This window comes from Pseudomonas sp. 18058, from assembly GCF_902706155.1.
Taxonomy (GTDB): Bacteria; Pseudomonadota; Gammaproteobacteria; order Pseudomonadales; family Pseudomonadaceae; genus Aquipseudomonas; species Aquipseudomonas rustica.
Genome location: NZ_CACSJY010000074.1, coordinates 1 through 22,212 on the forward strand (window position 1 = coordinate 1; position 22,212 = coordinate 22,212).

The 22,212-nt window shown below is 57.4% G+C and carries 19 protein-coding genes and 2 pseudogenes; 12 read left to right on the forward strand and 9 right to left on the reverse strand.

From position 1 onward, the window contains the following. Positions 1 to 639: 639 nt before the first annotated feature. Positions 640 to 1,563: a LysR family transcriptional regulator gene (locus tag GVL50_RS25965; RefSeq protein WP_159815531.1), complete on the reverse strand. Its 924-nt coding sequence runs from the start codon at positions 1,561 to 1,563 to the stop codon at positions 640 to 642. Between the two features lie 212 nt (positions 1,564 to 1,775). Between GVL50_RS25965 and GVL50_RS25970 the strand changes: the two genes are divergently transcribed. Both GVL50_RS25970 and GVL50_RS25975 read left to right on the forward strand, forming a co-directional pair. Further along, positions 1,776 to 2,237 (forward strand): helix-turn-helix domain-containing protein, encoded by a 462-nt coding sequence (locus GVL50_RS25970; RefSeq protein ID WP_159815532.1) that lies wholly within the window; start codon positions 1,776 to 1,778, stop codon positions 2,235 to 2,237. Positions 2,238 to 2,456: 219 nt separating this feature from the next. Further along, positions 2,457 to 5,351 carry a winged helix-turn-helix domain-containing protein gene (locus tag GVL50_RS25975; protein WP_159815533.1) on the forward strand — a complete coding sequence of 965 codons (2,895 nt, stop codon included), beginning with the start codon at positions 2,457 to 2,459 and terminating at the stop codon, positions 5,349 to 5,351. Here the strand turns inward: GVL50_RS25975 and GVL50_RS25980 are convergent. Continuing rightward, a complete protein-coding gene (locus GVL50_RS25980) occupies positions 5,316 to 6,752 on the reverse strand; it encodes a winged helix-turn-helix domain-containing protein (RefSeq protein WP_159815534.1) in 1,437 nt (478 codons plus the stop codon). The genes GVL50_RS25975 and GVL50_RS25980 overlap by 36 nt on opposite strands. A gap of 89 nt (positions 6,753 to 6,841) precedes the next feature. After that, on the reverse strand, positions 6,842 to 7,792 hold the full coding sequence (locus GVL50_RS25985; RefSeq protein ID WP_159815535.1) for a GlxA family transcriptional regulator: 951 nt from the start codon (positions 7,790 to 7,792) through the stop codon (positions 6,842 to 6,844). 220 nt (positions 7,793 to 8,012) lie between these two features. Between GVL50_RS25985 and GVL50_RS25990 the strand changes: the two genes are divergently transcribed. Further along, entirely contained in the window at positions 8,013 to 8,735 is a 723-nt protein-coding gene (locus GVL50_RS25990; protein ID WP_159815536.1) for a pirin family protein, read from the forward strand. A 48-nt stretch (positions 8,736 to 8,783) separates the two neighbouring features. On the opposite strand, the gene GVL50_RS25995 is transcribed toward GVL50_RS25990, so the two are convergent. Next, positions 8,784 to 9,221 (reverse strand): hypothetical protein, encoded by a 438-nt coding sequence (locus GVL50_RS25995; protein ID WP_159815537.1) that lies wholly within the window; start codon positions 9,219 to 9,221, stop codon positions 8,784 to 8,786. A gap of 238 nt (positions 9,222 to 9,459) precedes the next feature. Beyond that, positions 9,460 to 10,335 (reverse strand): LysR family transcriptional regulator, encoded by an 876-nt coding sequence (locus GVL50_RS26000; RefSeq protein ID WP_159815538.1) that lies wholly within the window; start codon positions 10,333 to 10,335, stop codon positions 9,460 to 9,462. Between the two features lie 111 nt (positions 10,336 to 10,446). Between GVL50_RS26000 and GVL50_RS26005 the strand changes: the two genes are divergently transcribed. The 4 genes from GVL50_RS26005 (at position 10,447) to GVL50_RS26020 (ending at position 14,416) form a co-directional block, all read left to right on the forward strand. After that, complete coding sequence (locus tag GVL50_RS26005; protein WP_159815539.1) at positions 10,447 to 11,730, forward strand: YbfB/YjiJ family MFS transporter; 1,284 nt, start codon at positions 10,447 to 10,449, stop codon at positions 11,728 to 11,730. Positions 11,731 to 11,791: 61 nt separating this feature from the next. After that, on the forward strand, positions 11,792 to 12,790 hold the full coding sequence (locus GVL50_RS26010; protein ID WP_159815540.1) for an NAD(P)H-quinone oxidoreductase: 999 nt from the start codon (positions 11,792 to 11,794) through the stop codon (positions 12,788 to 12,790). Positions 12,791 to 12,899: 109 nt separating this feature from the next. Continuing rightward, a complete protein-coding gene (locus GVL50_RS26015; protein ID WP_159815541.1) occupies positions 12,900 to 13,844 on the forward strand; it encodes an alpha/beta hydrolase in 945 nt (314 codons plus the stop codon). 158 nt (positions 13,845 to 14,002) lie between these two features. Beyond that, the gene (locus tag GVL50_RS26020) at positions 14,003 to 14,416 is read left to right on the forward strand and encodes a VOC family protein (RefSeq protein WP_053119018.1); all 414 of its coding nucleotides are present in this window, start codon (positions 14,003 to 14,005) and stop codon (positions 14,414 to 14,416) included. 57 nt (positions 14,417 to 14,473) lie between these two features. Here the strand turns inward: GVL50_RS26020 and GVL50_RS26025 are convergent, their stop codons facing one another. Next, the gene (locus tag GVL50_RS26025; RefSeq protein ID WP_159815542.1) at positions 14,474 to 14,803 is read right to left on the reverse strand and encodes a hypothetical protein; all 330 of its coding nucleotides are present in this window, start codon (positions 14,801 to 14,803) and stop codon (positions 14,474 to 14,476) included. A gap of 198 nt (positions 14,804 to 15,001) precedes the next feature. Here GVL50_RS26025 and GVL50_RS26030 point away from each other — a divergent pair, with 198 nt between their 5' ends. From GVL50_RS26030 to GVL50_RS26050, 5 genes and pseudogenes are all read left to right on the forward strand, one after another. After that, entirely contained in the window at positions 15,002 to 15,280 is a 279-nt protein-coding gene (locus GVL50_RS26030; protein WP_159815543.1) for a hypothetical protein, read from the forward strand. A gap of 1,240 nt (positions 15,281 to 16,520) precedes the next feature. Further along, entirely contained in the window at positions 16,521 to 17,465 is a 945-nt protein-coding gene (locus tag GVL50_RS26035) for a class I SAM-dependent methyltransferase (protein WP_218586051.1), read from the forward strand. Positions 17,466 to 17,540: 75 nt separating this feature from the next. Further along, positions 17,541 to 17,762 (forward strand): annotated as a pseudogene (locus GVL50_RS26040) (transposase domain-containing protein); the annotation flags it as partial. A 346-nt stretch (positions 17,763 to 18,108) separates the two neighbouring features. Next, positions 18,109 to 19,371, forward strand: coding sequence for a hypothetical protein (locus tag GVL50_RS26045; protein WP_256671987.1), 1,263 nt, complete (start codon positions 18,109 to 18,111; stop codon positions 19,369 to 19,371). Between the two features lie 59 nt (positions 19,372 to 19,430). Beyond that, complete coding sequence (locus GVL50_RS26050) at positions 19,431 to 20,852, forward strand: MBOAT family protein (protein ID WP_159815544.1); 1,422 nt, start codon at positions 19,431 to 19,433, stop codon at positions 20,850 to 20,852. A gap of 74 nt (positions 20,853 to 20,926) precedes the next feature. On the opposite strand, the pseudogene GVL50_RS29170 reads toward GVL50_RS26050, so the two are convergent. The 3 genes and pseudogenes from GVL50_RS29170 to GVL50_RS26065 all read right to left on the reverse strand — a co-directional run. After that, a pseudogene (locus tag GVL50_RS29170) lies at positions 20,927 to 21,040 on the reverse strand (DNA adenine methylase); the annotation flags it as partial. 148 nt (positions 21,041 to 21,188) lie between these two features. After that, the gene (locus GVL50_RS26060; RefSeq protein WP_159815547.1) at positions 21,189 to 21,701 is read right to left on the reverse strand and encodes a lysis system i-spanin subunit Rz; all 513 of its coding nucleotides are present in this window, start codon (positions 21,699 to 21,701) and stop codon (positions 21,189 to 21,191) included. Next, positions 21,701 to 22,123, reverse strand: coding sequence for a cell wall hydrolase (locus tag GVL50_RS26065; protein ID WP_159815545.1), 423 nt, complete (start codon positions 22,121 to 22,123; stop codon positions 21,701 to 21,703). Before GVL50_RS26065 ends, GVL50_RS26060 begins: the two co-directional genes overlap by 1 nt. Positions 22,124 to 22,212: the final 89 nt, after the last annotated feature.

Consider the following 22,212-nt stretch of genomic DNA (forward strand, 5'->3'; position numbering starts at 1 on the left):
CGTGGAACCGGGTGGGCAAAGGTAGTGGTCGAGGGCGCGGTCGGCGGCGTCGTGGAGTTTTCTGGAATCGATGGATGCGTAGGGGGATGTGGGGTCGATGTCTGGTGGGTTGGGGGTGACTTTGAACATGGGTGTTGCTCCTAGAGTCGATGGAGCTGCCACGATTCGCTGCGAGACGAATTAAGGTGGCAGCTATACGCGGGTCGCAGACCGGGACTCTAGAACCGGCAGACCCGAAGGTCTCCCACGTACAGCCGCCATGACAAAAACGAACAGATGCGTGTTCGCCGATGGAAGATGTTGTGCGTCTAGAGATATGCGGGCTGCGAGACCCGATCACTGGTGTCAGTGACCGACCCACAATAGAACCCGGCTCCAGAGCGCACAAGCCGGCGGATTCTGTCTTAGCTGTAGGCAAAGGCGCAAGGTTGTGTAGCCTGAAAGAGTGTCTGCTGGTGTTGCTTAAACAGCGGTGTTTAAGTCACCAAAAACTCAAGCATCACACAGCACCAATGTGAGAGCGCGCTTGCTCGCGAAGGCGTCGGGCCAGTCGAAAAATACTTTGAATGACACACCGCTTTCGCGAGCAAGCACGCTCCCACAGGGGATTTTTGTTGTTTGTGAGATCGGCGAAAGGAGTCAGACCGTTGGGATATCCAGCGGCGCCGCCATGAACTGACTGATCCGCGACCGCAACCACTTCTCCGCCGGATCGTTGTCATGCACCCCGCTCCACGCCATCGACAACTGCGCCGCATCAATCGGAAACGGCGGGTCTTCGGCACGCAACGCACAGCCTTCAACCAATGCACACGCCGCATAATCCGGCACGGTGGCGATCATTTCAGTACCCGCCAGCAAGGCGCGCAAACCACTGAACTGTGGCACGCCGAGCACGACGCGGCGGCTGCGGCCGAGTTTGGCCAGGTCGAGGTCGATGTTGCCGCTCAAGTCGCCGGAGAACGAGACCATCGCGTGCGGGCGTGCGCAGTATTCGTCGAGCGTCAGCGGGCCTGGGCGGTCGTCGCCGCGCAGGACTTTGCAGGGGATGTGGCGGAGTTTTTTGCGTTTGGCGTTGGCCGGCAGGTCGGTGGTGTAACTGACACCGACGGAGATCTCGCCGGACGCCAGCAGCGCCGGCATCAGCAGGTAGTTGGCGCGGCGCACTACGACGACGATGCCCGGTGCCTCTTCCTGAAGCTGACGCAACAATGGCGGGAACAGGCCAAATTCCGCGTCGTCCGACAAGCCGATCCGGAACACATCGCAACTGCTTGCTGGCTCGAATTCCTTGGCGCGGCTGACAGCGCCGGAGATCACGTCCATGGCCGGTTGCAGCTCTTTGAGAATATCGAGCGCGCGCGCCGTCGGCTCCATGGCGCGACCGTTGCGCAGCAGCAACGGATCATCGAACAGATCGCGCAAACGGCCTAACGCGGCGCTGACGGCGGGTTGGCCCATGAACAGTTTTTCGGCCACGCGGGTCAGGTTCTTTTCGAACATCAGTGCTTCGAATATCACCAGCAGGTTCATGTCGACGCGGCGCAGATCGTTACGGTTCATGGGCTCGATTTCCTTGTATGGCCAGCCAGACGCAAGTGCTACGCACTTTACTCGATCAACAGCCCATCCAGCGCGGGTCTGTTAAGCGAATTAACAACGATTAACTCGTCAGCCGTCAGCCCGCGCACAACAATCGGTGGCCTGCGCAGCGTTGTTTTTTGACCTGAGGGAAAGCGCCGAATGTGCGTTCCCCACCGACACGGATCCTGGCCATGGCTCATTCTCTGCAAACCGTCGCCCTCGCCCCTGCCTGCGAACCCGTCGTGCCACGCACCGGTGGCCTCAGCCCGCAACGGGTGCGGCGGGTCAAGCAACTGATCCTCGACCGTCTCGGCGAAAGTCTGGAAGTCACCGAACTGGCGCAGGCGTGCTCGTTGTCGCGCAGTCATTTTTCGCGAGCCTTCAAGTGCAGCACCGGCGTGTCGCCACAAGACTGGATACGCAGCCAACGCCTCGCCCGCGCCAAACTGTTGATCCAGCACACCGACCTGAGCCTGACGCAAATCAGCCTGGAATGCGGTTTCTGCGATCAGGCGCATTTCTGCCATATTTTTACTCGCAGCGAAGGGATCAACCCGTTCGCCTGGCGCTGCCAGGTCATGCGTGAACCAAAGAGCCTTGTGGCGAGGGAGCTTGCTCCCGCTGGAGTGCGCAGCAGTCCCAATGTTTGCTGATCAAAAAAGGGGCCGCTTCGCGCCCCAACGGGAGCAAGCTCCCTCGCCACAGGGTAAAACCGATTCCACGCCAGACTTGTTTTGAACCCACCACTCACACCAGCCGTTGCACCGATGCTCAAACCTGAGGATTATGCCCGGACACCGCGAAACAGACGCCCTGCGCGCTCGCCCAGTGCTGTTTCGTCCTGTCCGCTGCAGCACCGCAGGAGTGATTGGTTGAGTCTTCAGTCAAATCAGGCAATCGGCTTCGGCCCTTATCGGATTTACCCGGCACGACGGCTGGTGCTTGAGGGTGAGCAACCGTTGCGTCTGGGTCGCCGGGCCATGGACATTCTCCTGATTTTGCTGGCGCACGCCGGCGAAGTGGTGAGCAAGCAGGCGTTGATGGCCGGAGTGTGGCCGGACAGCGTTGTCGAAGACATCAATTTGCGCGTGCACATGGCCGCCTTGCGCAAAGCACTCGGCGATGGTCAGGCCGGTCAGCGCTACATCGTCACCGTGGCGCAGCGGGGTTACAGCTTTGTCGCACCGATTCTGCAACAGAACATCGATCAACAACCCGCTGGCACGCACGTTGGGCGACATAACCTGCCGCTGCGGCGCACGCGGATGATCGGCCGCCAAATGCTGGTTGACAGCCTGATGACGCAATTGCCGCGTCAGCGCTGCATCACCTTGGTCGGCCCCGGCGGAATCGGCAAAACCACAGTTGCCCTGCGCGTTGCCGAGCAATTGATCGGGCATTATCGCGACGGCATTCGCTTGCTCGATCTGGCACCGCTGTCCGACCCGCGAATGATCTACTCGCACCTGGCTGCCCTTCTCGACACGTTGCTCAACGATCACGATCCGCAGACCAGTCTGATCAACGCCCTGCGCGATCGGCAGATGCTGCTGGTGATCGACAATTGCGAGCACTTGATCGACGCCGTCGCCCTGCTCAGCGAGAGCATTTTGCGCGGCGCGCCGCAGGTGCACATTCTGGCGACCAGTCGCGAAAGCCTGCGCGCCGAGGGCGAGTATGTGCAGCGGCTGGAATCCCTCGACTGCCCGCCGGACATCGTCCTCGACCGCGCGCAGGCGCTGAGTTTTGCCGCGCTGCAACTGTTCGTCGAACGGGCCATGGCCGCTTGTGAAAACTTTGAAATCAGCGACGCCGAACTGCCGCTGGCGATTGAAATCTGCCGACGCCTCGACGGTATTCCGCTGGCGCTGGAGTTGGCGGCAGCGCAGATCGGCGAATTGGGATTGAGCGGTTTGTCGAAGCAGTTGCAGGGGCGTTTGCCGCCCGTGGCGCCGGACAATCAGGATCGTCACATCACACTGCGGGCCACGCTGGACTGGAGTTTCAATTTGCTCACCGCTTGTGAGCAAACCTGCTTGCGCCGGCTGGGGGTGTTTCGCGGCGGCTTCACGCTAGAGTCCGCTGCGGCAGTCATTGGTGGCCAGCACCTCACGCCCGGTGAAGTGTTTGGCTCGATCACGCAACTGGTCGCCAAATCACTGCTGAACGTTGAAGTCGGCGATGAAGAGGTGTTCTACCGTTTGCTCGACACCACCCGCCGTTATGCCCTGGAAAAACTCTATATGTCGGGCGAGCTTGGACAGACCCGCAAGCGCCACGCGGAGCGCTGTCTGGCGCTGATGCATCAGGCGCAGAGCGCTTGGGAACACACGCCGACCACGCTGTGGATCGAGCGCTATGCCCGAGGTCTGGAAGATTTGCGCGCGGCGCTGGACTGGAGCCTGAACGGTGACGGCCCGGATGAGCTGGCGATTCGATTGGCCGCCGCTTCCGCGCCGTTATGGCAGGAACTGTCGCTGCTCAAGGAATACGGCGGTTACGTGCGTCAGGCGCTGTCCCTGCTCGAGGATGCAGAGACGCCGTGTCCGCGTCTGCAAATCGCCTTGAATCTCGCACTCGGCAGCGCCTGTTATCACACTTGGGGCGGCACCCCGGAAACCATTGAGGCTTTCGCCAGTGCCACTGCGCTGGCCCATCAGCATGGCGATGTCGCCGGGCAACTGCGGGCGGTGTCGGGGCACATGGCGGTCAATCTCAGTTGTGGGCATTACCAAATGGCCCTTGAGCAGAGCGAACAATTCGATCGCCTCGGCCTGCACGGCGATCCGCTTTTGACATTAAGTACTCACCGTTTGCGCGTGCTGGCGCTGCACTACGCCGGCGACCAGACGCAGGCGCGCATCCACGCCGAACAAGTGATTCAGCGCATGGCGCAGAGCGGTCACCTCAATCGCTTTACCCACGGTTTCGGCGTGCAATACGACCAGAGCGTCGCTTCGCTGACCGTACTCGCCCGCGTGTTGTGGTTGCAGGGTTTTCCCGAACAGGCGTGGAATACGGCGCGGCAGGCGCTGGACATCGCGGTGCAGATCAATCACGGCACCTCGATTTGCTACACCCTGGCGCTGGCCACTTGTCTGATCGCGCATTACAACGGTGATGAGCAGAACGCGCGGGCCTTGTTGCGTCTGCTGCTGGAGCAATCGCAGAAGCATTCGGTGCTGCTGTTTCATACGTGGGGGCGGCATTACGCGCAGGTGATTGATGCTGACACACCGACGGTTATACGGGCGGATGGTGGCGGGTTGATCCGGGAAATCATGGTGACGCTGGACAGTGGTTTTGTGGATGACGCGTTGCTGGAGCGGGCGCGCAGTGGTGCGGCGGGTTGGAGCACGGCGGAGATATTGCGGGCTCGGGCGGAGCAGCTTTTGGCTGAAGATTTGCGGTGTCTGGACTGGCCTCTTCGCGAGCAAGCCCGCTCCCACATTGGATTTGTGTCAGGCATAGATCCCTGTGGGAGCAGGCTTGCTCGCGAAGGCATTAGTCCGATCACCACAAAATCCCAAGAAGCAGAACATCTCTTGCTCCAGGCCCTGTCCATCGCCCAATCCCAAGGCGCACTAGCCTGGGAGCTACGCAGCGCCACGTCACTGGCCCAGCTCTGGCAGCAACAATCGCGCTACCACGAAGCCTTTGATCTGCTGACCCCGATCCATCAGCGCTTTACCGAAGGCTACGCCACCCCGGACTTGCGCAAAGTGCGCCAGCTACTCGACAAGTTGCGCAATCAAACGCAAGCCTGAAACCCGGGATGACCGCCGCAGAAAATGTAGATGGCGATGTTCAAAATCACCGCTGATGAGTTTTGCCCGCGCGTACAACCGAGTGGTGTTGAGCATTCGATAGTGCAACGCCCCCTCCCCGCGCTTTACCGTCAGTAACGACTTCTGCACCAGTTGATCAATGATCAACTGCCCGTGTGCCTCGGCGATCACCGCCAGCGCCGCCTCAAGCGTAAAAGCCACTTTGAACACCGACAAACGTTGCAGCACCCGCTGCTGTTGTTCGCTCAAGCGCTGATAGCTCCAGTCCAGCGCGGCTTGCAGGGTCTGATGCCTTGGCTCAGCAGTACGCCGGCCCTGCAACTGCAGACAATTGCCTAACTGCGCCTGCAATCCCACCAGCGCCAGCGCATCAATTTGCGCTGCCGCCAGTTCTATCGCCAACGGCAAACCGTCGAGGCGTCGACAGATATCGCGCACGACTTCCAGATCCTGCAGCCGCAGGCAAAACCCCTGCTGACGTGCGCGGGCGCGGCTGACAAACAGCTGCACCGCCGAATAACCCATGGTTTCTTCGACACTGCCCAGCGCGCTCGACGGGGGAAGGCTCAGCGGTGGCAGGTGCTGCACGGTTTCCAGATCGGCTTGCAGCGCTTCGCGGCTGGTCACGAGGATCGACAAGCGCGGTGCCGCATTCAACAGCTTCTCCACCAGAAACCTGCAGGCGTCGCGCAGATGCTCGCAGTTGTCGAGCAGCAACAGCGTATGACGACTGGCCAACGTGGCGAGATCGGTATTTAGCGTTTGCAAAACGTGATCAAACAGCGCCGTGCCATCGTCGACAAGCGCCAGATCCACCCGCCACACGCCATCGCGAAAGTGCTGCAACAACAACTCGGCCGCGCGCAACGCCACCGTGGACTTCCCGACCCCGGCCGGGCCCGTCACGCTCATCAACCGGCACAACGGCAGTTGGCGCACCATCGAACCGACTAACGAATCGCGGCCGGTCACCGGCGTCAGTCGTGCCGGCAGATTGTGCTGGGGCGCTTGCAGGGTTTCGAACACCACTTGCGCGGTATTGTCGCCCTGCACCGGGGCGACGAAGCTGTAACCGCATTGCGGCACGTTGACGATGTAGCGCTGGCCATTTTCACCGTCACCCAGCGCTCGGCGCAGCGCGGCAATGTGCACGCGCAAGTTGATCTCTTCGACCACCGACGTCGGCCAGACCAGCGCAATCAAGTGCTCCTTCTTGACCACTCGACCGGCACGCTCGACCAGCACCTGCAGAATGTCCAGCGCGCGCCCGCCCATGCGCAATTGCCGATCCCCTTCCAGGATCAGCCGCTGGCGCAAGTGAAACGCGTAAGGGCCAAAATGCAGCACTGACGCCGAGGTCAAATCGATGGGGCTGTTCATGCCATCATCTTGGCAGCCTCAAGTGACGGTACAACTGCCACGCGGGGCGCAACACGGACTTCCGAGTGCGCGAAACGGACAGAACCGCTCTAGCTGAACTGTTCGCGGTACTGCGCAGGGGTCAGACCGAGCTTTTCTGCAAACAGAAAACGCATATGGCGGACGCTGCCGAAACCACTTTTGTAAGCCACGGTTTTCAGCGGCAAGTCGCTGGTTTCAAGCAAATTACGGGCGCAATCGATGCGCGCACTTTGCAGAAACTCCATCGGCGTCATGTCGACGTCACGGCTGAACAGGCGCGCAAAATGCCGCGCACTCATGTTCGCCAGTCCTGCCATGCGCTCGATGGTGAAAGCCTCGTCGAGGTGTTCAAGGACGTAATTCTGCACGCGGGTAATCGGCGTTTCCTGCGGCGCAACCGCTGCCATCAACGGGCTGAACTGCGCCTGACCACCTTGGCGTTTCATGACGACCAGCAACACTTTGGCGACATTCTGCGCGAGCGTCTTGCCATGGTCTTGAGCGACTACGGCCAACGCCAGATCGATGCCCGCGGTGACCCCGCCCGAAGTGATCAGGTTGCGATCCTCGACGAAAATCTGATCGGTCGCGACGTCTGCCTTTGGAAATCCCTTGATCAGACGTTCGGTGTAATTCCAGTGGGTGGTGACGCGATAGCCGTCGAGCAACCCGGCGTGTCCCAGCACAAATGCACCGGTACAGATTGACCCGTAACGCTCGGCCCGACTGACCGCGCCCTTCAACCAATTGAGCAACGGCGGAGACTTGTCGTTGTAGGCACCGGGGCCGCCCGGCACCAACAGTAAGTCGTAGTACTCGTCTGTCTGCTCAATATGGCGGTCGGCATGTACCAACACGCCATTTGAAGCACGCAGGGGGCCCGGCTCGGTACCCAGAGTGGTCAATTGGTAATGTGCTTCAGCCTTCAAAAAGCGGTTGGCGACCGAAAAAACTTCCAGCGGCCCGGCCATGTCCAGCAGAAGAAAGTCGGGGAACAGCACCATTGCCACGGTTTTCATGGAAGTTTTCACTGAGTTCAAAGAAAGAAAGACGCACCGGATACGCGAGGCATTATGGCCAACTGCAGCGCAGACGTCGGAAAAAATGCGTGAACCACCGCGCAAAACTGTCAACCTGATCAGGACAGTCTTTCAATTTTCATCTACTTATTGCACTCGGCAATTACCAGTAACCTTCTTCTCACTCGGACGAATTAACGTCCCGTAAGGAGATTTCATCATGCTGACTCTTCGCAAAGCCTCCGATCGTGGCCTCGCCAATCATGGCTGGTTGAAGTCGTTCCACACCTTTTCCTTCGCCAGCTACCGCGACCCGCGTGAACAGGGTTTCTCTGACCTGCTGGTGATCAACGATGACCGCGTTGCTGCCGGTAAGGGTTTCGGCCAACACCCGCACCGAGACATGGAGATCTTTTCCTACGTGCTGGAAGGCGCGCTGGAACACAAAGACACCTTGGGCACCGGTTCGGTCATCCACCCCGGCGATGTGCAACTCATGAGCGCCGGCAGCGGCGTGGCGCACAGCGAGTTCAACCACTCGGCGACCAAGCCTGTGCACTTCCTGCAAATCTGGATAGTGCCGGAAGTCAGTGGCGCCAAACCGCGTTATCAGCAGGAGCACTTCAGCGCCGAGAAAAAACGCGGTCGCCTGCAATTGATCATCTCGCCGGACGGCAAAGATGGATCGCTGAAAGTACGCCAGGATGCGCGAGTGTATGCCGGCCTGTTCGATGGCAAGGAAAGCGCCAAACTGAAACTGGCCGCTGACCGTTATGCTTACGTGCATGTGGCACGGGGCAGCGTTGAACTCAATGGCGTGCAATTGCAGGAAGGCGATGGCGTGCGGGTTCGTGACGAACAGGCACTGACCTTGAGCAATGGCGTAGACGCCGAGGTGCTGGTGTTTGACTTGCGCCCGCAGGAATTGCCGCAGATGCCATAAGCAGTATTTCAACGCCAACAGAAACGGCCTTCTTTTGAAGGCCGTTTTTTATTGGGGTGGTGCCGGTATTTGCAACGAGGCCGGCTTTTGCACGCTGATGTCTTTGCCAAGTTGAATTGCTGCGAGCGTAGTCTGCAGGGTAGTCAGCACGGCGGCTTGATTGGCGAAGTGCGCGGCCACGACGATGGTGATCACTCCGAAAAAATGTACGGCAGTCGCTGCCCAGTAATTAGCCTTCACAGTCGAGGCCTGTTTGATGGCTTCTTTCGACTCTTCGGCGATTTTTTGCACTCCGGCCCACATCAAATCATAGCGTTTATCGCGCTCTGCTTGAGTCTGATCCCGCTCCAATCGAGTATTGTCCCGCTCGGCCTGGGCCGAAAGAAAGGCATCGAATCTCGCCGACACACCCTCAAGCCGAGCATCCATTCTGGCTTCTATGGTTTCTATCTTTGCATTGAATTCTTCGCGACTGATTGCACTCATGGTTTGGGTATTCCGACCTTGTCTCGACAGGTCACTAATTAAGTTTTGACTGAGTTCCGTAGTTTTCAATTCGACACCTTCCTGGGTCTACCGATACCGTCCCTGGTACTCCACATCAGTGCGAGCCTTTGGCCTCTCACCGAGCTGTCGTAACGATAGAACTCGCCCAGTCGGCTGACAAGCCAGCCGATTCTGCCTGTTTTGTAGGCCGTTTCGTCAGAAGACGTAGCCCTTGCATCTAGTCATTCTCAGCTGCAAACACACCGACAATCTGCTCGATCACCGCCCTCACCCGCGCGGTATGGCGCAGATCCGCGTGGGTCACCAGCCACACGTCGTACGGTAACGGTCGAGTACGTTCGGGCCAGAGCCTGACCAGACCATCGCGCTCGCCCATGTACACGGGAATTTCTCCTACACCGAGACCGGCCGCCATTGCCCGGCGCACCAACAGGCTAGAGCCGAGGCCGGCAACAATCCGCCCGCGAGTCATCGGTTCAGAGACCAGCGTCAGGTCTTTGTTGCCCTGCAAATACGGCTGATAGACCACCAGATCATGCCCCTCGAACGCCGAGCCCGGTTGCGGAATGCCCTTGGCATCGACGTACGCTTGCGAAGCGAACAAACCCACCGGCCAGCGGGCAATCCGCCGGGCGATCAGATCCGGATTGTCCGGCCGCGTATTGCGCACGGCGATGTCCGCCTCGCGCTTGGCCAGGCTGAGAATCTGCGTGGACGCGTCCAGTTGCACGCGTACGTCCGGGTGCAGCTCGTGCAGGCGGGCAATGGCCGGAATCAGAAAGTCGATGGCCAGCGAATCGGTAGTGCTGACGCGCACATTGCCGGTCAGGCGGTCGTCGAGCCCCTGAATCTGTCGCTCAAGTTCCAGCGCCGAATGTTCCATTTTCTCCACGTTCTTCAGCGCGGCCTCACCCACCGCCGTCAACGCGTAACCGTCGGAGGTGCGCAGGAACAACGTCGCACTCAGGGACTTTTCCAGCGCAGTGATGCGTCGCCCTACTGTCGCTTGATCAACTCCCAGCACCCGCGCTGCGCCGCGTAACGTCGACTCGCGAAAAACCGCGAGAAACACCCGCGCATCATCCCAATTCATGCTGTCTCCTGATGATGCAAATTTGCATCAGTGCGCCGCTTAATCGCTGCGCGAATGCAGCAACGATAGCCGATATCCTCAGCGCCATATACCTTCCTCGAGATCGCTCTCATGCGTACTTCATCGTCCACCGGCCTCTGGCTGCCGATCTTCGCCGGACTCTGCGCCAGCCTGGTCAGCATCGGCCTGGCGCGCTTTGCTTACACACCACTGATTCCTGCGCTGATTCAAGCGCAATGGTTTTCTGCCAACGACGTCGTGTACCTCGGCGCCGCCAACCTTGTCGGCTATTTGATCGGTGCCCTGCTCGGCCGTCCTGTGGCGCGGCAACTTGGCAACAAAAATGCGCTGCGCCTGATGATGTTCGCGGTGACAGCGGCATTTTTCGCCTGTGCCTATCCGCTGTCAGTGAGCTGGTTTTTCGGCTGGAGGCTGCTGTCGGGGATTGCCGGTGGCGCGATCATGGTGCTGGTGGCTGCGACCGTGCTGCCACATGTGCCGGCGGCGCGCAAAGGGCTGGCCAGTGGCGCGATTTTTCTGGGGATCGGTTTGGGCATCGCTGGCTCGGGGACGATTGTGCCGCCGCTGTTGAGTTTGGGTCTGCAGGCGACTTGGCTGGGGCTCGGCACTTTATCGCTGGTACTGACGGCGCTGAGCTGGTTCGGCTGGCCTGCGGATCTGCCGCAGCCGACCGCCTCACATGATATCGCGGCGACTCAAGCGACTCCGCCCGGCGTTTATCTGCTGTTCGCTCAATACGCCTTCATGGCGGCGGGTCTGGTGCCGGCGATGGTTTTTCTGGTGGATTACGTGGCGCGTGGACTCGGTGCCGGGGCGCATGTCGGCGCGTTGGTGTGGGTGATGTATGGCGTGGGCGCGATTGTCGGGCCGGTGAGTTATGGCTTTCTGGCGGATCGATTCGGCGCACGTAAAAGTATTCGGCTGGTGCTCGTCGTGCAGGCGATCACGCTGGGGCTGCTGGCGGTTTCGCATTCCTTTCTGGCACTGGCGCTGCTCGCGGTGATTCTTGGTTCATTCCCCCCGGGCATTGTGCCGCTGGCCCTGGCTCGGGTGCATGAACTGGTGCCGAATCATCATCGCCAGCAAATCGCCTGGAGCCGCGCCACAGTGTCGTTTGCCACGTTTCAGGCGTTGGCCGGGTTTGCCTATTCGGCGCTGTTCAATGCCACGGGCGGCCATCACGCGTTGCTGTTTGTGATTGCTGCTGGCGCGATTGCGGTGGCGCTCATCCTTGAGCTAGCCATGAACTTATGGACACGCACAAAACAATGTGGGAGCGGGCTTGCTCGCGAAAGCGGTGTGTCTGGCACCACTGCATCGACTGTCCCGACGCCTTCGCGAGCAAGCCCGCTCCCACAGGGAGGTTGTGATTGACTGGAATCTTTGCAGCGTACTGACCTCCCATCTACATATCCGTTTACCGAGAGGAATTAGCATGTCTTTGCCTAACGAAATGACCCAAATCCAAATCACCGAACCCGGTGGCCCGGAAGTCCTGCAATCAAAACGCGTGCCACTGCCAGTCGCCGCTGAAGGCCAAGTATTGATCCGCGTACACGCAGCCGGCGTAAACCGTCCGGATGCCTTACAACGTGCCGGCAAATACCCGAAGAAGCCAGGCATGGATCCGATTCCCGGGCTCGAAGTGGCCGGTGAAGTCGTGGCGCTGGGCGCCGGCGTCAGCCAGTTTGCCGTGGGCGACCGGGTTTGCGCGTTGACCAACGGCAGCGGCTACGGCGAGTACTGCGCGGTTCCAGCAGGCCAGACCTTGCCGATTCCCGACGGCATCGACTGGATTCAAGCGGCAGCGATCCCGGAAACCTTCTTCACCGTGTGGGCCAATCTGTTCGTGCTCGGGGCCGCCAGCCGTAGTCAACGCGTGCTGATTCACGGCGGCACCAGCGGCATCGGTACCACCGCGCTGATGCTCTGCCGCGAATTCGGCATCGAAACCTTTGCCACCGCCGGTAGCGCTGACAAATGCGCGGCAATCAGCAAACTCGGCGGCCAGCCGATCAACTATCGCGAAGAGGATTTCGCCGCGGTGATCGCCGAGAAGACCGAGGGCAAAGGCGTGAATGCGATTCTCGACATCATGGGTGGCTCGTACCTCAACGGTAATGTCAGCGCGCTGGCGATGGACGGCAGGTTGGTGATGCTCGGCTTCCTCGGCGGCGCCCGTGCCAATGACTTCGATCTGCTAGCAATGATGGCCAAACGTGCGGTGATCACCGGTTCGCTGCTGCGCGCCCGCACTGCGGCGGAAAAAGCCGAGATCGCCAGCCAACTGCGCGAGCACGTCTGGCCAGCACTGGCTGCCGGGCGCTGCCTGCCGATCATCGACAAGGTCTACCCGCTCGCCGACGCGGCCCAGGCCCACGCGCACATGGAGGCCGGCGACCATATCGGCAAGATCGTATTGCGGGTGATTTAAGCCGTTGCAGCATTTTGTAATCGTTGCCCACGGGCGCTGGTCGAAATTGTCACGCGCAGACCGAGGGTTCTGGTAAAAAGCGTTCTTTGTCTGCGTGGTGAAACGTTTAATGTTCCAGTCCTTCATGACTCGTCTGCGCCGCCGCCGTCTGGCGTTCGCCTGCATGGCCGCGCTGATTATCGGCGTGCCAACGAGTTGTGCCGTGCTCGAACACACCGAACGCAAACTGCTGTTTCGCATCGAACCGGGCACGGCCGGCTGGTATCACGGCTTGCCCGGTAGCGTGCAGGAACTCGACCTGCAACCAAAGAGCTTCAAGGCCGGGCAAAACATTCACGCGTGGTGGTGGCCGGCGGAAAAAGCCAATGCCCCGGCCATTCTCTATTTGCACGGCGTGCGCTGGAACCTGACTGGGCAGTTGTTCCGCATTGAGCAATTGCGCGCAGCGGGTTACTCGGTGCTGGCCATCGACTATCGCGGGTTCGGCCAGAGCCACGGTGATCTGCCGTCGGAAAGCAGCGTTTACGAAGATGCCCGCGTCGCCTGGGAGCGCTTCAAACTGCTGCAACCGGATCCGAACAAACGCCTGATTTACGGCCATTCTCTTGGCGGCGCAGTGGCGATCGATCTGGCTGCAGAACTTGGCCAGGACGCCGAGCGTAATCACACACCGCTGCCGGTTCGTGGATTGGTGATTGAATCGACCTTCACCACACTGGCGGACGTCGCCGCGTCTGTGGCCAACACCTCTCTACCGGTGCGCTGGTTGCTCTCGCAGAAATTCGATTCGATCGACAAGATTGCCGACATTCATATGCCTTTGTTGGTGGTACACGGTTTGGCCGACGCTTTCGTGCCACCGCGTTTCAGTGAGCAACTGTTCAATGCCGCGCAACAACCCAAGCGTCTGCTGTTGGTGCCGGGAGCAACGCACAACAACAGCATGGCGCTCGGCGGTCAAAGTTATCGCAAAGCGCTGGACAGCCTGATGCAATCCAAACCCGCTCCCCGCATGGCCGGGCCTGCTTTGTTAAAAAGCTCAGGCGATTCCTGACCTGGATTCAGACAGCGCTAAACCAGACGTTTTTGAGAACGAATACATCTGGAAAACTCCGCCCTTCCCGACGTCCAACGCTCTGCTATGTTTTAACCGCCCAACGCGGAACCTGGCGAATAACCGCCGCTCTCCGCGCTACTGCCGGGAGCAGAGACATGAGAATCAACCCGTACCTGATCTTCAACGGCGACTGCCGCGAAGCGTTCACGTTTTACGAACAAGCCTTGCAGGGAAAGCTCGAGGCGATGATGACCTTCGGCGAAACACCCGCCGCCGAGCACGTGCCCAAAGAACATCACCATCTGGTGATTCACACCTGCCTGAAGGTCGGTGATCAGATGATCATGGCCTCGGACACCACGCCCGACCGCCCGACCCAAGGCATGAGCGGCTGCTCGATTTCATTGAACGTCGACAGCATCGCCGAAGCCGAGCGCGTATTTAACGCATTGGCCAAGGATGGTCGCGTCGATATGCCACTGGAAGCGACCTTCTGGGCCGCGCGTTTTGGCATGCTGGTCGATCGTTTTGGCGTGTCGTGGATGGTCAATTGCGAAAGCGAAAAGTGACACTGACGTTGTGTGAGGCATGAAAAAGCCCAACCGGTTCAGGTTGGGCTTTTTGCGTTAACGCTGGGCCAATTCGTGGCGTATGCACTGTTCGTAATACATTTGCTTGATCGCCGCCGGTTTGAGCTTTGAGCTGCTGTTGTAGGTCTGCTCGGTGATCCCCATCGCGGTCATGCGCATCCACGGTTGCTTAAACTTGCGCACCTGCAATTGCTTGCGCGCGCCATATAAAGAAACGCCAGACAGCTTGGACTGCTGCGCTCCGGCAGCCATGTCCGAGCCCCAGGTGCAGGCAAACTGATGACTCTTGCTAATCTCTTTCGCCTCGACAGTCGAAGCAAAGGCAGCCAGGGAAAGCGTTGCAACGGTGATGGCAATCGTCCGCATATAGCCAACCTAACCTTTTGAAAAAAAGGCGATTTTGACCGGATGTTTCCGATCAGGGGGCCAGCAATTTGCCGCCTATTGAGGATTTTTTCAGACTGGAAATAAGGTCGGCGAGGGTTACCGCTCGTCCAGCGCGATGCACCTTTGCCGCGCCCTTCTTTCCAATGCCGTACATACCCAGCGTGGAAGGCTCAGACCATGAACAAGAAAATTGCCGCCCTGTCGCTCGCCAGCCTGCTTGTGGCCGGCCCTGTTTACGTCTTGGCAAGTGAACAAAACACGGCGGGATCCGCTGCGCCGCCGACCGCCATGCCGGGGGTCAATCAGTCGAAAAGCTCGAAAGCCAACGACGAAAAGGCCAGCAAAAAAGGTGAGGAGTCATCAGGTGGGAATGCTGGCGCGCAATCCCATGAGACGGCGAAGGATGCTGCGACGTCGAGTGATTCGGAGGACATTAAGAAAGCGCCGAAACCGTAATGACAGACTGTGAGTTAGCAGCGGATTTGGCACCGACCAGGACCTTGCAAGAGATTCCGAGCTGACCGCTAGAAGCCGCGGCCGACGGATCTTTCGAGGGTTCAGCGGCACTCAATCGGTGCCAACTACCTGCAAAATGGTTTGTCACCAAAACAGCAAGAAGTCGGGTGAATTTGCGGTCTGTTTGGCACTGCGGTTTGGGCCCAAAAACGTCGAATTTGGAGGTATAGGTCAGGCTCTCGGACGCGATGGTTTGATTCCAAATCGGCCCCTGGGCCTTGTGATCAAAGGGTCGTCAGAAGGCCCACAGCCCGTCAGCAATCAATTCGAATAGGATGCGCCCTCCCCGCGCTCTGTTCCGTTTCCCTAGCGCACAATCGGAAGTCCGGCTTTCGCTGCTTCCGTTTGTCTTCAAAGGCACGGCCCGCGTGACGTACAGCCGGTTTCGCTGATTTAGGATGGTGACCTTTAAGAACGAAGAATCGGAACTGAGCTTCCAGGGTTTAGCGCCGCGGAGCCCTGAGGAAAAACGCCCTAATCGCCCGGAAACAGTGCGCTTTCCAAGGCTATCTGACATGCGAAAAAGCTGAGAAAGGAAGAGAATTATCAAACAGGATTGGTGCCAAAGGCAGCGCGAAAAAGGGCCAAAAACGGCGTGAACTCACAATATCAGCGAAATTACCGGGTAGTTTTGCGCAAGTTTTGCGCGAGTTTTGCGCAGACACAAAAAAGCCGATCCATCTGATCGGCTTAAGTGTCTGATTTTACTCAGGAATTATGGTCGGGACGGAGTGATTCGAACACTCGACCCCTAGCACCCCATGCTTGAAAATGGGCTCTAACCCCAGCATTTGTTGAGTCTTCCACTGGCGCTCGCTGCAAACGGTGCCTAACCGAGATGAACTGGAAATAGCGAATCCCCGAAAAAGTCCCCACGCCTTTTTAGCGTCCTCATGGCTTTCTGCCAAATCATTATTCTCCTGCTACGCTGGGTTCTTCCATGGAGGATACTCAATGCCTAATTCTGATTTGCTCCCTTCCCTGTTCTTCAAGATCAACGAAAATCAACTGACCTTGGGGGCTGCCATCATGGACTTCACGCTTTACGTTGAGCAACGCAGGATCCCGAAGTTGGCGAGCCGGGACACTCAACTAGGGTATCCCTAGGAGCGGGTTCTCAGCTCCCCTAGATTGCGCTTACCGAAACCCCAGCCCTTTTAGCGATACCGCCAGGAGAAATATGGAAGACTATCAAGGCTACTGCCCAATATGCGAAACAGGCGTGACCTATCGTGTTGAAGGTTCATGGTATCGCGATCAGCTATTTTGCCCGTCATGTCCGAACGGGTCTATCCCGCGCGAGCGAGCGCTTGCCCTCATCTTGAACGAGCTATGTCCGAACTGGCGCGATAAGAGGATCCACGAGTCTTCGCCAGCGGGGCGCGGAATATCGGTCAAGATGGTGCAGCAATGCGCCGGCTACGTGGGGACGCAGTTTTTCGCTGGAATTGAACAGGGAAGCATCAACAATGGCTGGAGAAACGAAAATCTCGAGGAGCAGACATTCCCAGACGGAGCTTTCGATATTGTCGTTTCCCTCGACGTGATGGAGCACGTCTATTCGCCCGACAAGGTGTTCAGGGAAATACACCGTACCTTGGCGTCTGGCGGGATCTATCTTTGCACTTTCCCTGTCAGGAAGTCCCAAGTTGACGGTTGGGAGCGTCGCTTCGAACTGCTTCCAGACGGAAACCGTCACGACATTAAGGAGCCTGAAATTCACGGTAATCCTGCAAGCAGTGAGGGATCTATTGTAACTATTGATTGGGGCTATGATCTTCACCAAACAATTGCGGCGTGGGCGGCGTTCGACGTGAGTGTCTATCGCTTCTCGGATCAGACACACGGCATTCTAGGCGAATACACAGAAGTTGTTGCTTGTCGGAAGCGACCTCTCGCAGGCGATAACCCCGCCATTATTCACCCGGCGCTTACTACGCGGGACGCGGCGTTAATTGAACGCGATAGTCCGAACAGGTTGGAAACCGTCGAGCATTACGCAAGCACGCTGGAAGAGGAAATTAAGGCGCTGAAACGGGAGCTTCGTGCGGCGAAGGAAAATATTACGGGCCTCATTGAGGTAAACAACCAGCTATTGGCGAACCTGACGAAAGCTCGCGCCTAGCTGGCAAACCGTGGGGCTGGCACCACGATATAGCTGGGCGAAATTCAATGCCTCACCTTTATTAATGATCAGCTTGAAAAGCAGGTGCGGCCTTGGGCGCCAGGGCGCAAGAACTGGCTCTTTGCTGGGTCGCTACGCAGCGGCAAACGCGCCGCTGCGATCATGAGTTTGATCCAGTCGGCCCGGAACAATGGGCACGATCCGTATGCCTACCTGAAGGATGTGCTGCCGCGCCTGCCTACGCAGCGGGCAAGTGAGATTGCAGAGTTGCTGCCGCATAGGTGGCGTCCGGCTTAGTCGTGCAAGACGGTTTGCCCGTACGCTTACAATGAATTCGGGTCAATGAGAGGTGTTTCCTGACGACGCTCCCTTATAGCCCTAACGATCTGCTGCTTGCCGATAGATACAGACTCAAACCCATAGCGTTCGTAGATATGCACCATGCGAACGTCACAAGATAGATGGGCCAGAAAAATCCGTTGTCCTGAAAAGCTTATGGCAGATCTGAGGGCGGCACGTTAAAGTACGCCGTTGGCAAATGGCATCTACTACAAAAAGAATCACATCCTGCCCAGTCAAGAGAAAGGAGTGAGTTTGTCTGTTTGCTGATCCAGTATTGAACTATTTCGTTAGGAGCTATGGGGTGTCCAAGGGTTTGATGGAATCAAAAAAACGGCCGTCTCGCAGTACACTACGGCGTGATTACAGGTCACAGACAGTTTTTATTGCGTTGGTCTTTTTGATCAGTATCTTGCCTTTTCTACTGGCTCTCACTTCGAACACTCCGCGGTCAAAAGGGATTTGTGAGCTTTTAGGGCACGAGTCTTCCATTGGTTCTTACTGTACCGTTGCGAGGCAGTGGTACACAGGCAATGTCGAACCGGTTCAGGAGCTTCGTCCGCTTATCAGCTTCCCTAGTGCATGGGAAGGGCAATGGTTTGATGTTGATAAGAATTACGGTCGATTCGAGAAGTGGTTTGCGGATAACCTCGGCCTCCGTGACCTTATGATACGCGGGAAAAATGAGTTGGATTACCGACTGTTCAGTTCCTCAAGTCGGGTGTATTTCGGAAAGGATGACGATATCTATGGTCGTCATTTAGTGGACAGGCAGCTGCCCGGTACGGAAAACCTGTTGGGTACTCCAGAAAATATTGATTCCATTCACCGCGGTGTAGTCGCTTACAGTGACAAATTGAAGGCCCAAGGTGTGACGGTTATCTTTGTGACGCCCATGCAGAAACAGTATTTTTATCCAGGACGTTTGCCTTTTTTTGCAACGCATATGCCGCAGCACACGAACTTTATGAAATTTTATGACCGCCTTAAACAAGACCAAGGCATTAATTTTATCGATGTTTATGGCATCTTGAAGTCCAATCAGGAAAAATTTCCGCTCTTCTATCGTCAAGATTTTCATTGGACAGATATGTCCGCGCTTGCTATCGCGAAAAATGTCACTGAACGTATTGCGCTGTTGGAGAACAGAGCGAGCCCATGGAAGCATCCGATGGATTTCGAGTCTAGACCGTTTACTGGTTCGGACGCGCGTTTTTCTGCGCTCTTGTTCTCACGTGAAACTGGATCGGAGCCACAACTGAAGAAGACCTGGACGTGGAACGGCGTTCACACTGTCCGGCCGCTTGACGCTAAAAGTACCGGATTGGAGCTTGAGAGTGACACCTTGACTGACCCAAATATGTTGCCGCCCACCTGTATGTATGGCAACAGCTTTAGCGATGGTATGACCAGAGCCGGCATATTCGATTATTTTCAGCGCTTCACAACTGTGGATCGGTCTCTGGCGCCGCAGGAGGTTCCTGAAGTGATCAAAGGGCGTTGTAAATATCTGATCGTCCAGATCCTTGATATCGGCACCCCCATCTGGCTGACATTCAAGCAGTGACCTACTTCACGGCTTTGTTGCTTAGCCCATTGATGACTTTTATAGGGTAGTGATGCTTCATGGTTTTTTCATCTCCTGCTTTCTTGTTTGTTTTCTTCCCGCTTTTTTATGCAATCTATTTTCTGATTCCAAGGGCCCGCCGCAACGACTTTATCCTATTGGGCAGTTTTGGCTTTTATGTCCTCGGGGCTGGAGCGCTCGCCCTAATTGCGTTGGCCATGCTGGTCGCGAACTGGTTGATTGCAAAGGTCATCTCGCGTTTACGCGAAGGCTCCGCTTCCGCACAGGGCGTGAAATGGCTCTTTGTACTCGCGATAGTGGCCAACCTTATGCCACTTGTATTCTTCAAGTATCTCGTGTTTTTGATAGGGATTCTGAGCGACCTCAGTGGGATCAACTTGCTTGCGGGCGCCGAGAAGTGGAGCGTACTGCTGCCCTTAGGTATTTCATTCTATACTTTTCACTTTATATCCTATTTGATCGACGTTAACGCTGGCGATATCAAACCCGAGCGCAGTCTCCAGAAATTTGCTATTTACATCTTTCTGTTTCCCCATCTAGTGGCCGGCCCCGTGGTGCGCTTCTCAGAGGTCAAACAGCAACTGGATGTCAAACGTCGCAGATTGGTCAGGAGCGATATTTTTTGGGGCATGGTTATATTCATCATTGGCCTGTCGAAAAAGATATTGATTGCCGACCCTCTGGGCGTTGTCGTTGATGAGGTCTATCGCCCAGGTGTTCCGCTGACAACTTATTCCGCATGGCTGGCCGCAGTTTGCTATTCATTTCAGATATATTTCGACTTCTCCGGGTATACCGATATGGCTATCGGCATGGCGCGGATGATGGGCTTCCGTTTTCCTCGTAATTTTAACAGGCCATATGCCGCGCATACCATGACTGAGTTCTGGCAGCGCTGGCACATGACCCTTTCCAGGTGGTTTCGTGACTACGTGTACATTCCCCTGGGTGGTAACCGTACTACTAAGCTGAAGATCTATCGCAATCTTTTTGTAGTGTTCGGCTTGTGCGCATTGTGGCACGGCGCCGCATATACGTTCTTGATCTGGGGCATTAGCCACGGTTTGCTGCTTGCTCTTGAGCGTGCCGGAATATTGAAAACCTCCAAATTCCGTTTGGGTAGCCTTCCAGTATTTTTGTTTGCGACTGTGCTATGGGTTCCGTTCAGGGCTGGAAGCCTGACACAGGCGCTTGATTTCTTGAAAGTGATGTTTGGGTTGGCACCAAATGCGCCACTCTGGTCCGACGTCAACCGCTCGCTGGCTGACCCGAAAGTAATAGCTGTGCTTCTCGCGGCGATAGCTATCTGCTTCGTCAGTGATAAGGTTTTCTACAATTTGCGAGGCATAACCTTCCGTCGTCCGTTCTGGGTCGCTATCTACTGCGTTGTAATGTATGTGTGGGCGTGCATGTCTGTAGTCGAACGCGGTTTCAATCCCTTTATCTACTTCCAGTTCTAACTGCCGGGCCTGAATAGTTTCCGCGTACGCTGGTGACCGAATCAACTTGGGGAGTAACACTCCTCAAGCTGGAACGCGGCAACGCCGGCAACGACTTCGACGCAGCATTCGTGTGGCGGAAAAAGCGGAATGAGGCGGTCGGCCAGGCGGCGTTTGCCGCCCATCCAAGCGATGATGGGTGTAGACATTGAGAGCAAGACCTTTACTGTGGATAAACAGGTGCTAGGCTCGCCGCGCTTTGTGCACGGAGCAAGAGCCTTGGCTGGACTTGCAGGGACATTCTGCAGGGACGGCGGCCGATCCGGATGTTGACGCATCCGGATCGGCCGCTCTTTTTCACTTTGGTATTGAGACTTCTTTGGCGTATGCCTGACAGGCCGCGAGGGCAATCAGCCCCCGGTCGCCGTCATCGGTGACGCCGATAATTCGTTGAGCACGCGCCGGGTCAAGTCTGGCTCGTAGGGTTCCATGATCCACGCCGCCGGCGCTGGTGGAGGCTGACACGTTGCAGCCGTTGGCAACGTCGGTCGCATCGAGGAGGACTAACAGGCGCACATCAGCAGTGGCAAGGCGATCGCGCAGGCGATCTTGATCACGTTGGGCATCGGCCATTTTCCTATAGTGGGCTTGTTTACTGCTCGCCAGGCTTTGCTCGAGCGCGAGACGCTTATGCTGCTGGGCCTGTTGTGCAGCGGCAGCGGCAAGCGTCAGTTGGTTGAGGGTTTCACCGTGCAGGCGGGCTTGCTCAGCCAACTGACTTCCATAACGCCAGTCTTGGAACTGCCATGCGCCGCCGGCGCCGACGAGCACCAGCGCCAGCACGGCAACTGCTCTCCACGGCACAGCGATCACGGCACATCCGTGAAGAAGACGTGGCCGCCCAACTTCAGGGTTTGCTTTGCCTTCAGCGACCAACCTGGAGCCTTGATGCTGGTCGCGTAGTAGTGCGTGGCGCCACCAGTGGGATCAGGCACTTTGTCGTCGATCACCTGGTCAGCGGCGATCCGGCACTGCGCCAGTTCGCGGAACTGGATCTGCTTCACGCCGATCAGGAACTGATAGTTCGGGTCAGTCTTGTTCCAGCAGCTGAACTGATACGGTTTCTGGCAAACGCCCGCATACCCCTCCCCCCACCACGATTTCTCCTTTCCGTCGAACACACGGTTTCGCACTGTCCACGCCACGGCGATCTGGCCGGCCAGACTTTCGCCGCGAGCCTCACCCCATAGCGTACGGGCGAGAACGTCACGGTCTTTTTCGGTGATGGTCATATTTTCCTCCAGACAAAAAAATACCGCTCAATGGCGGCGTCTTGGATTAAGCGGCAGCTTCTAGTGCCGCAAGCCTGGCTTCGAAACCG

Bases quoted from the DNA above. Each gene is read 5' to 3' on its own strand.
- GVL50_RS25965 (WP_159815531.1), bottom strand. From the start codon at position 1,563: ATGAACCGTAACGATCTGCGCCGCGTCGACATGAACCTGCTGGTGATA.
- GVL50_RS25970 (WP_159815532.1), top strand. From the start codon at position 1,776: ATGGCTCATTCTCTGCAAACCGTCGCCCTCGCCCCTGCCTGCGAACCC.
- GVL50_RS25980 (WP_159815534.1), bottom strand. From the start codon at position 6,752: ATGAACAGCCCCATCGATTTGACCTCGGCGTCAGTGCTGCATTTTGGC.
- GVL50_RS25985 (WP_159815535.1), bottom strand. From the start codon at position 7,792: ATGAAAACCGTGGCAATGGTGCTGTTCCCCGACTTTCTTCTGCTGGAC.
- GVL50_RS25990 (WP_159815536.1), top strand. From the start codon at position 8,013: ATGCTGACTCTTCGCAAAGCCTCCGATCGTGGCCTCGCCAATCATGGC.
- GVL50_RS25995 (WP_159815537.1), bottom strand. From the start codon at position 9,221: ATGAGTGCAATCAGTCGCGAAGAATTCAATGCAAAGATAGAAACCATA.
- GVL50_RS26000 (WP_159815538.1), bottom strand. From the start codon at position 10,335: ATGAATTGGGATGATGCGCGGGTGTTTCTCGCGGTTTTTCGCGAGTCG.
- GVL50_RS26005 (WP_159815539.1), top strand. From the start codon at position 10,447: ATGCGTACTTCATCGTCCACCGGCCTCTGGCTGCCGATCTTCGCCGGA.
- GVL50_RS26010 (WP_159815540.1), top strand. From the start codon at position 11,792: ATGTCTTTGCCTAACGAAATGACCCAAATCCAAATCACCGAACCCGGT.
- GVL50_RS26015 (WP_159815541.1), top strand. From the start codon at position 12,900: ATGTTCCAGTCCTTCATGACTCGTCTGCGCCGCCGCCGTCTGGCGTTC.
- GVL50_RS26020 (WP_053119018.1), top strand. From the start codon at position 14,003: ATGAGAATCAACCCGTACCTGATCTTCAACGGCGACTGCCGCGAAGCG.
- GVL50_RS26025 (WP_159815542.1), bottom strand. From the start codon at position 14,803: ATGCGGACGATTGCCATCACCGTTGCAACGCTTTCCCTGGCTGCCTTT.
- GVL50_RS26030 (WP_159815543.1), top strand. From the start codon at position 15,002: ATGAACAAGAAAATTGCCGCCCTGTCGCTCGCCAGCCTGCTTGTGGCC.
- GVL50_RS26035 (WP_218586051.1), top strand. From the start codon at position 16,521: ATGGAAGACTATCAAGGCTACTGCCCAATATGCGAAACAGGCGTGACC.
- GVL50_RS26050 (WP_159815544.1), top strand. From the start codon at position 19,431: ATGGTTTTTTCATCTCCTGCTTTCTTGTTTGTTTTCTTCCCGCTTTTT.
- GVL50_RS26065 (WP_159815545.1), bottom strand. From the start codon at position 22,123: ATGACCATCACCGAAAAAGACCGTGACGTTCTCGCCCGTACGCTATGG.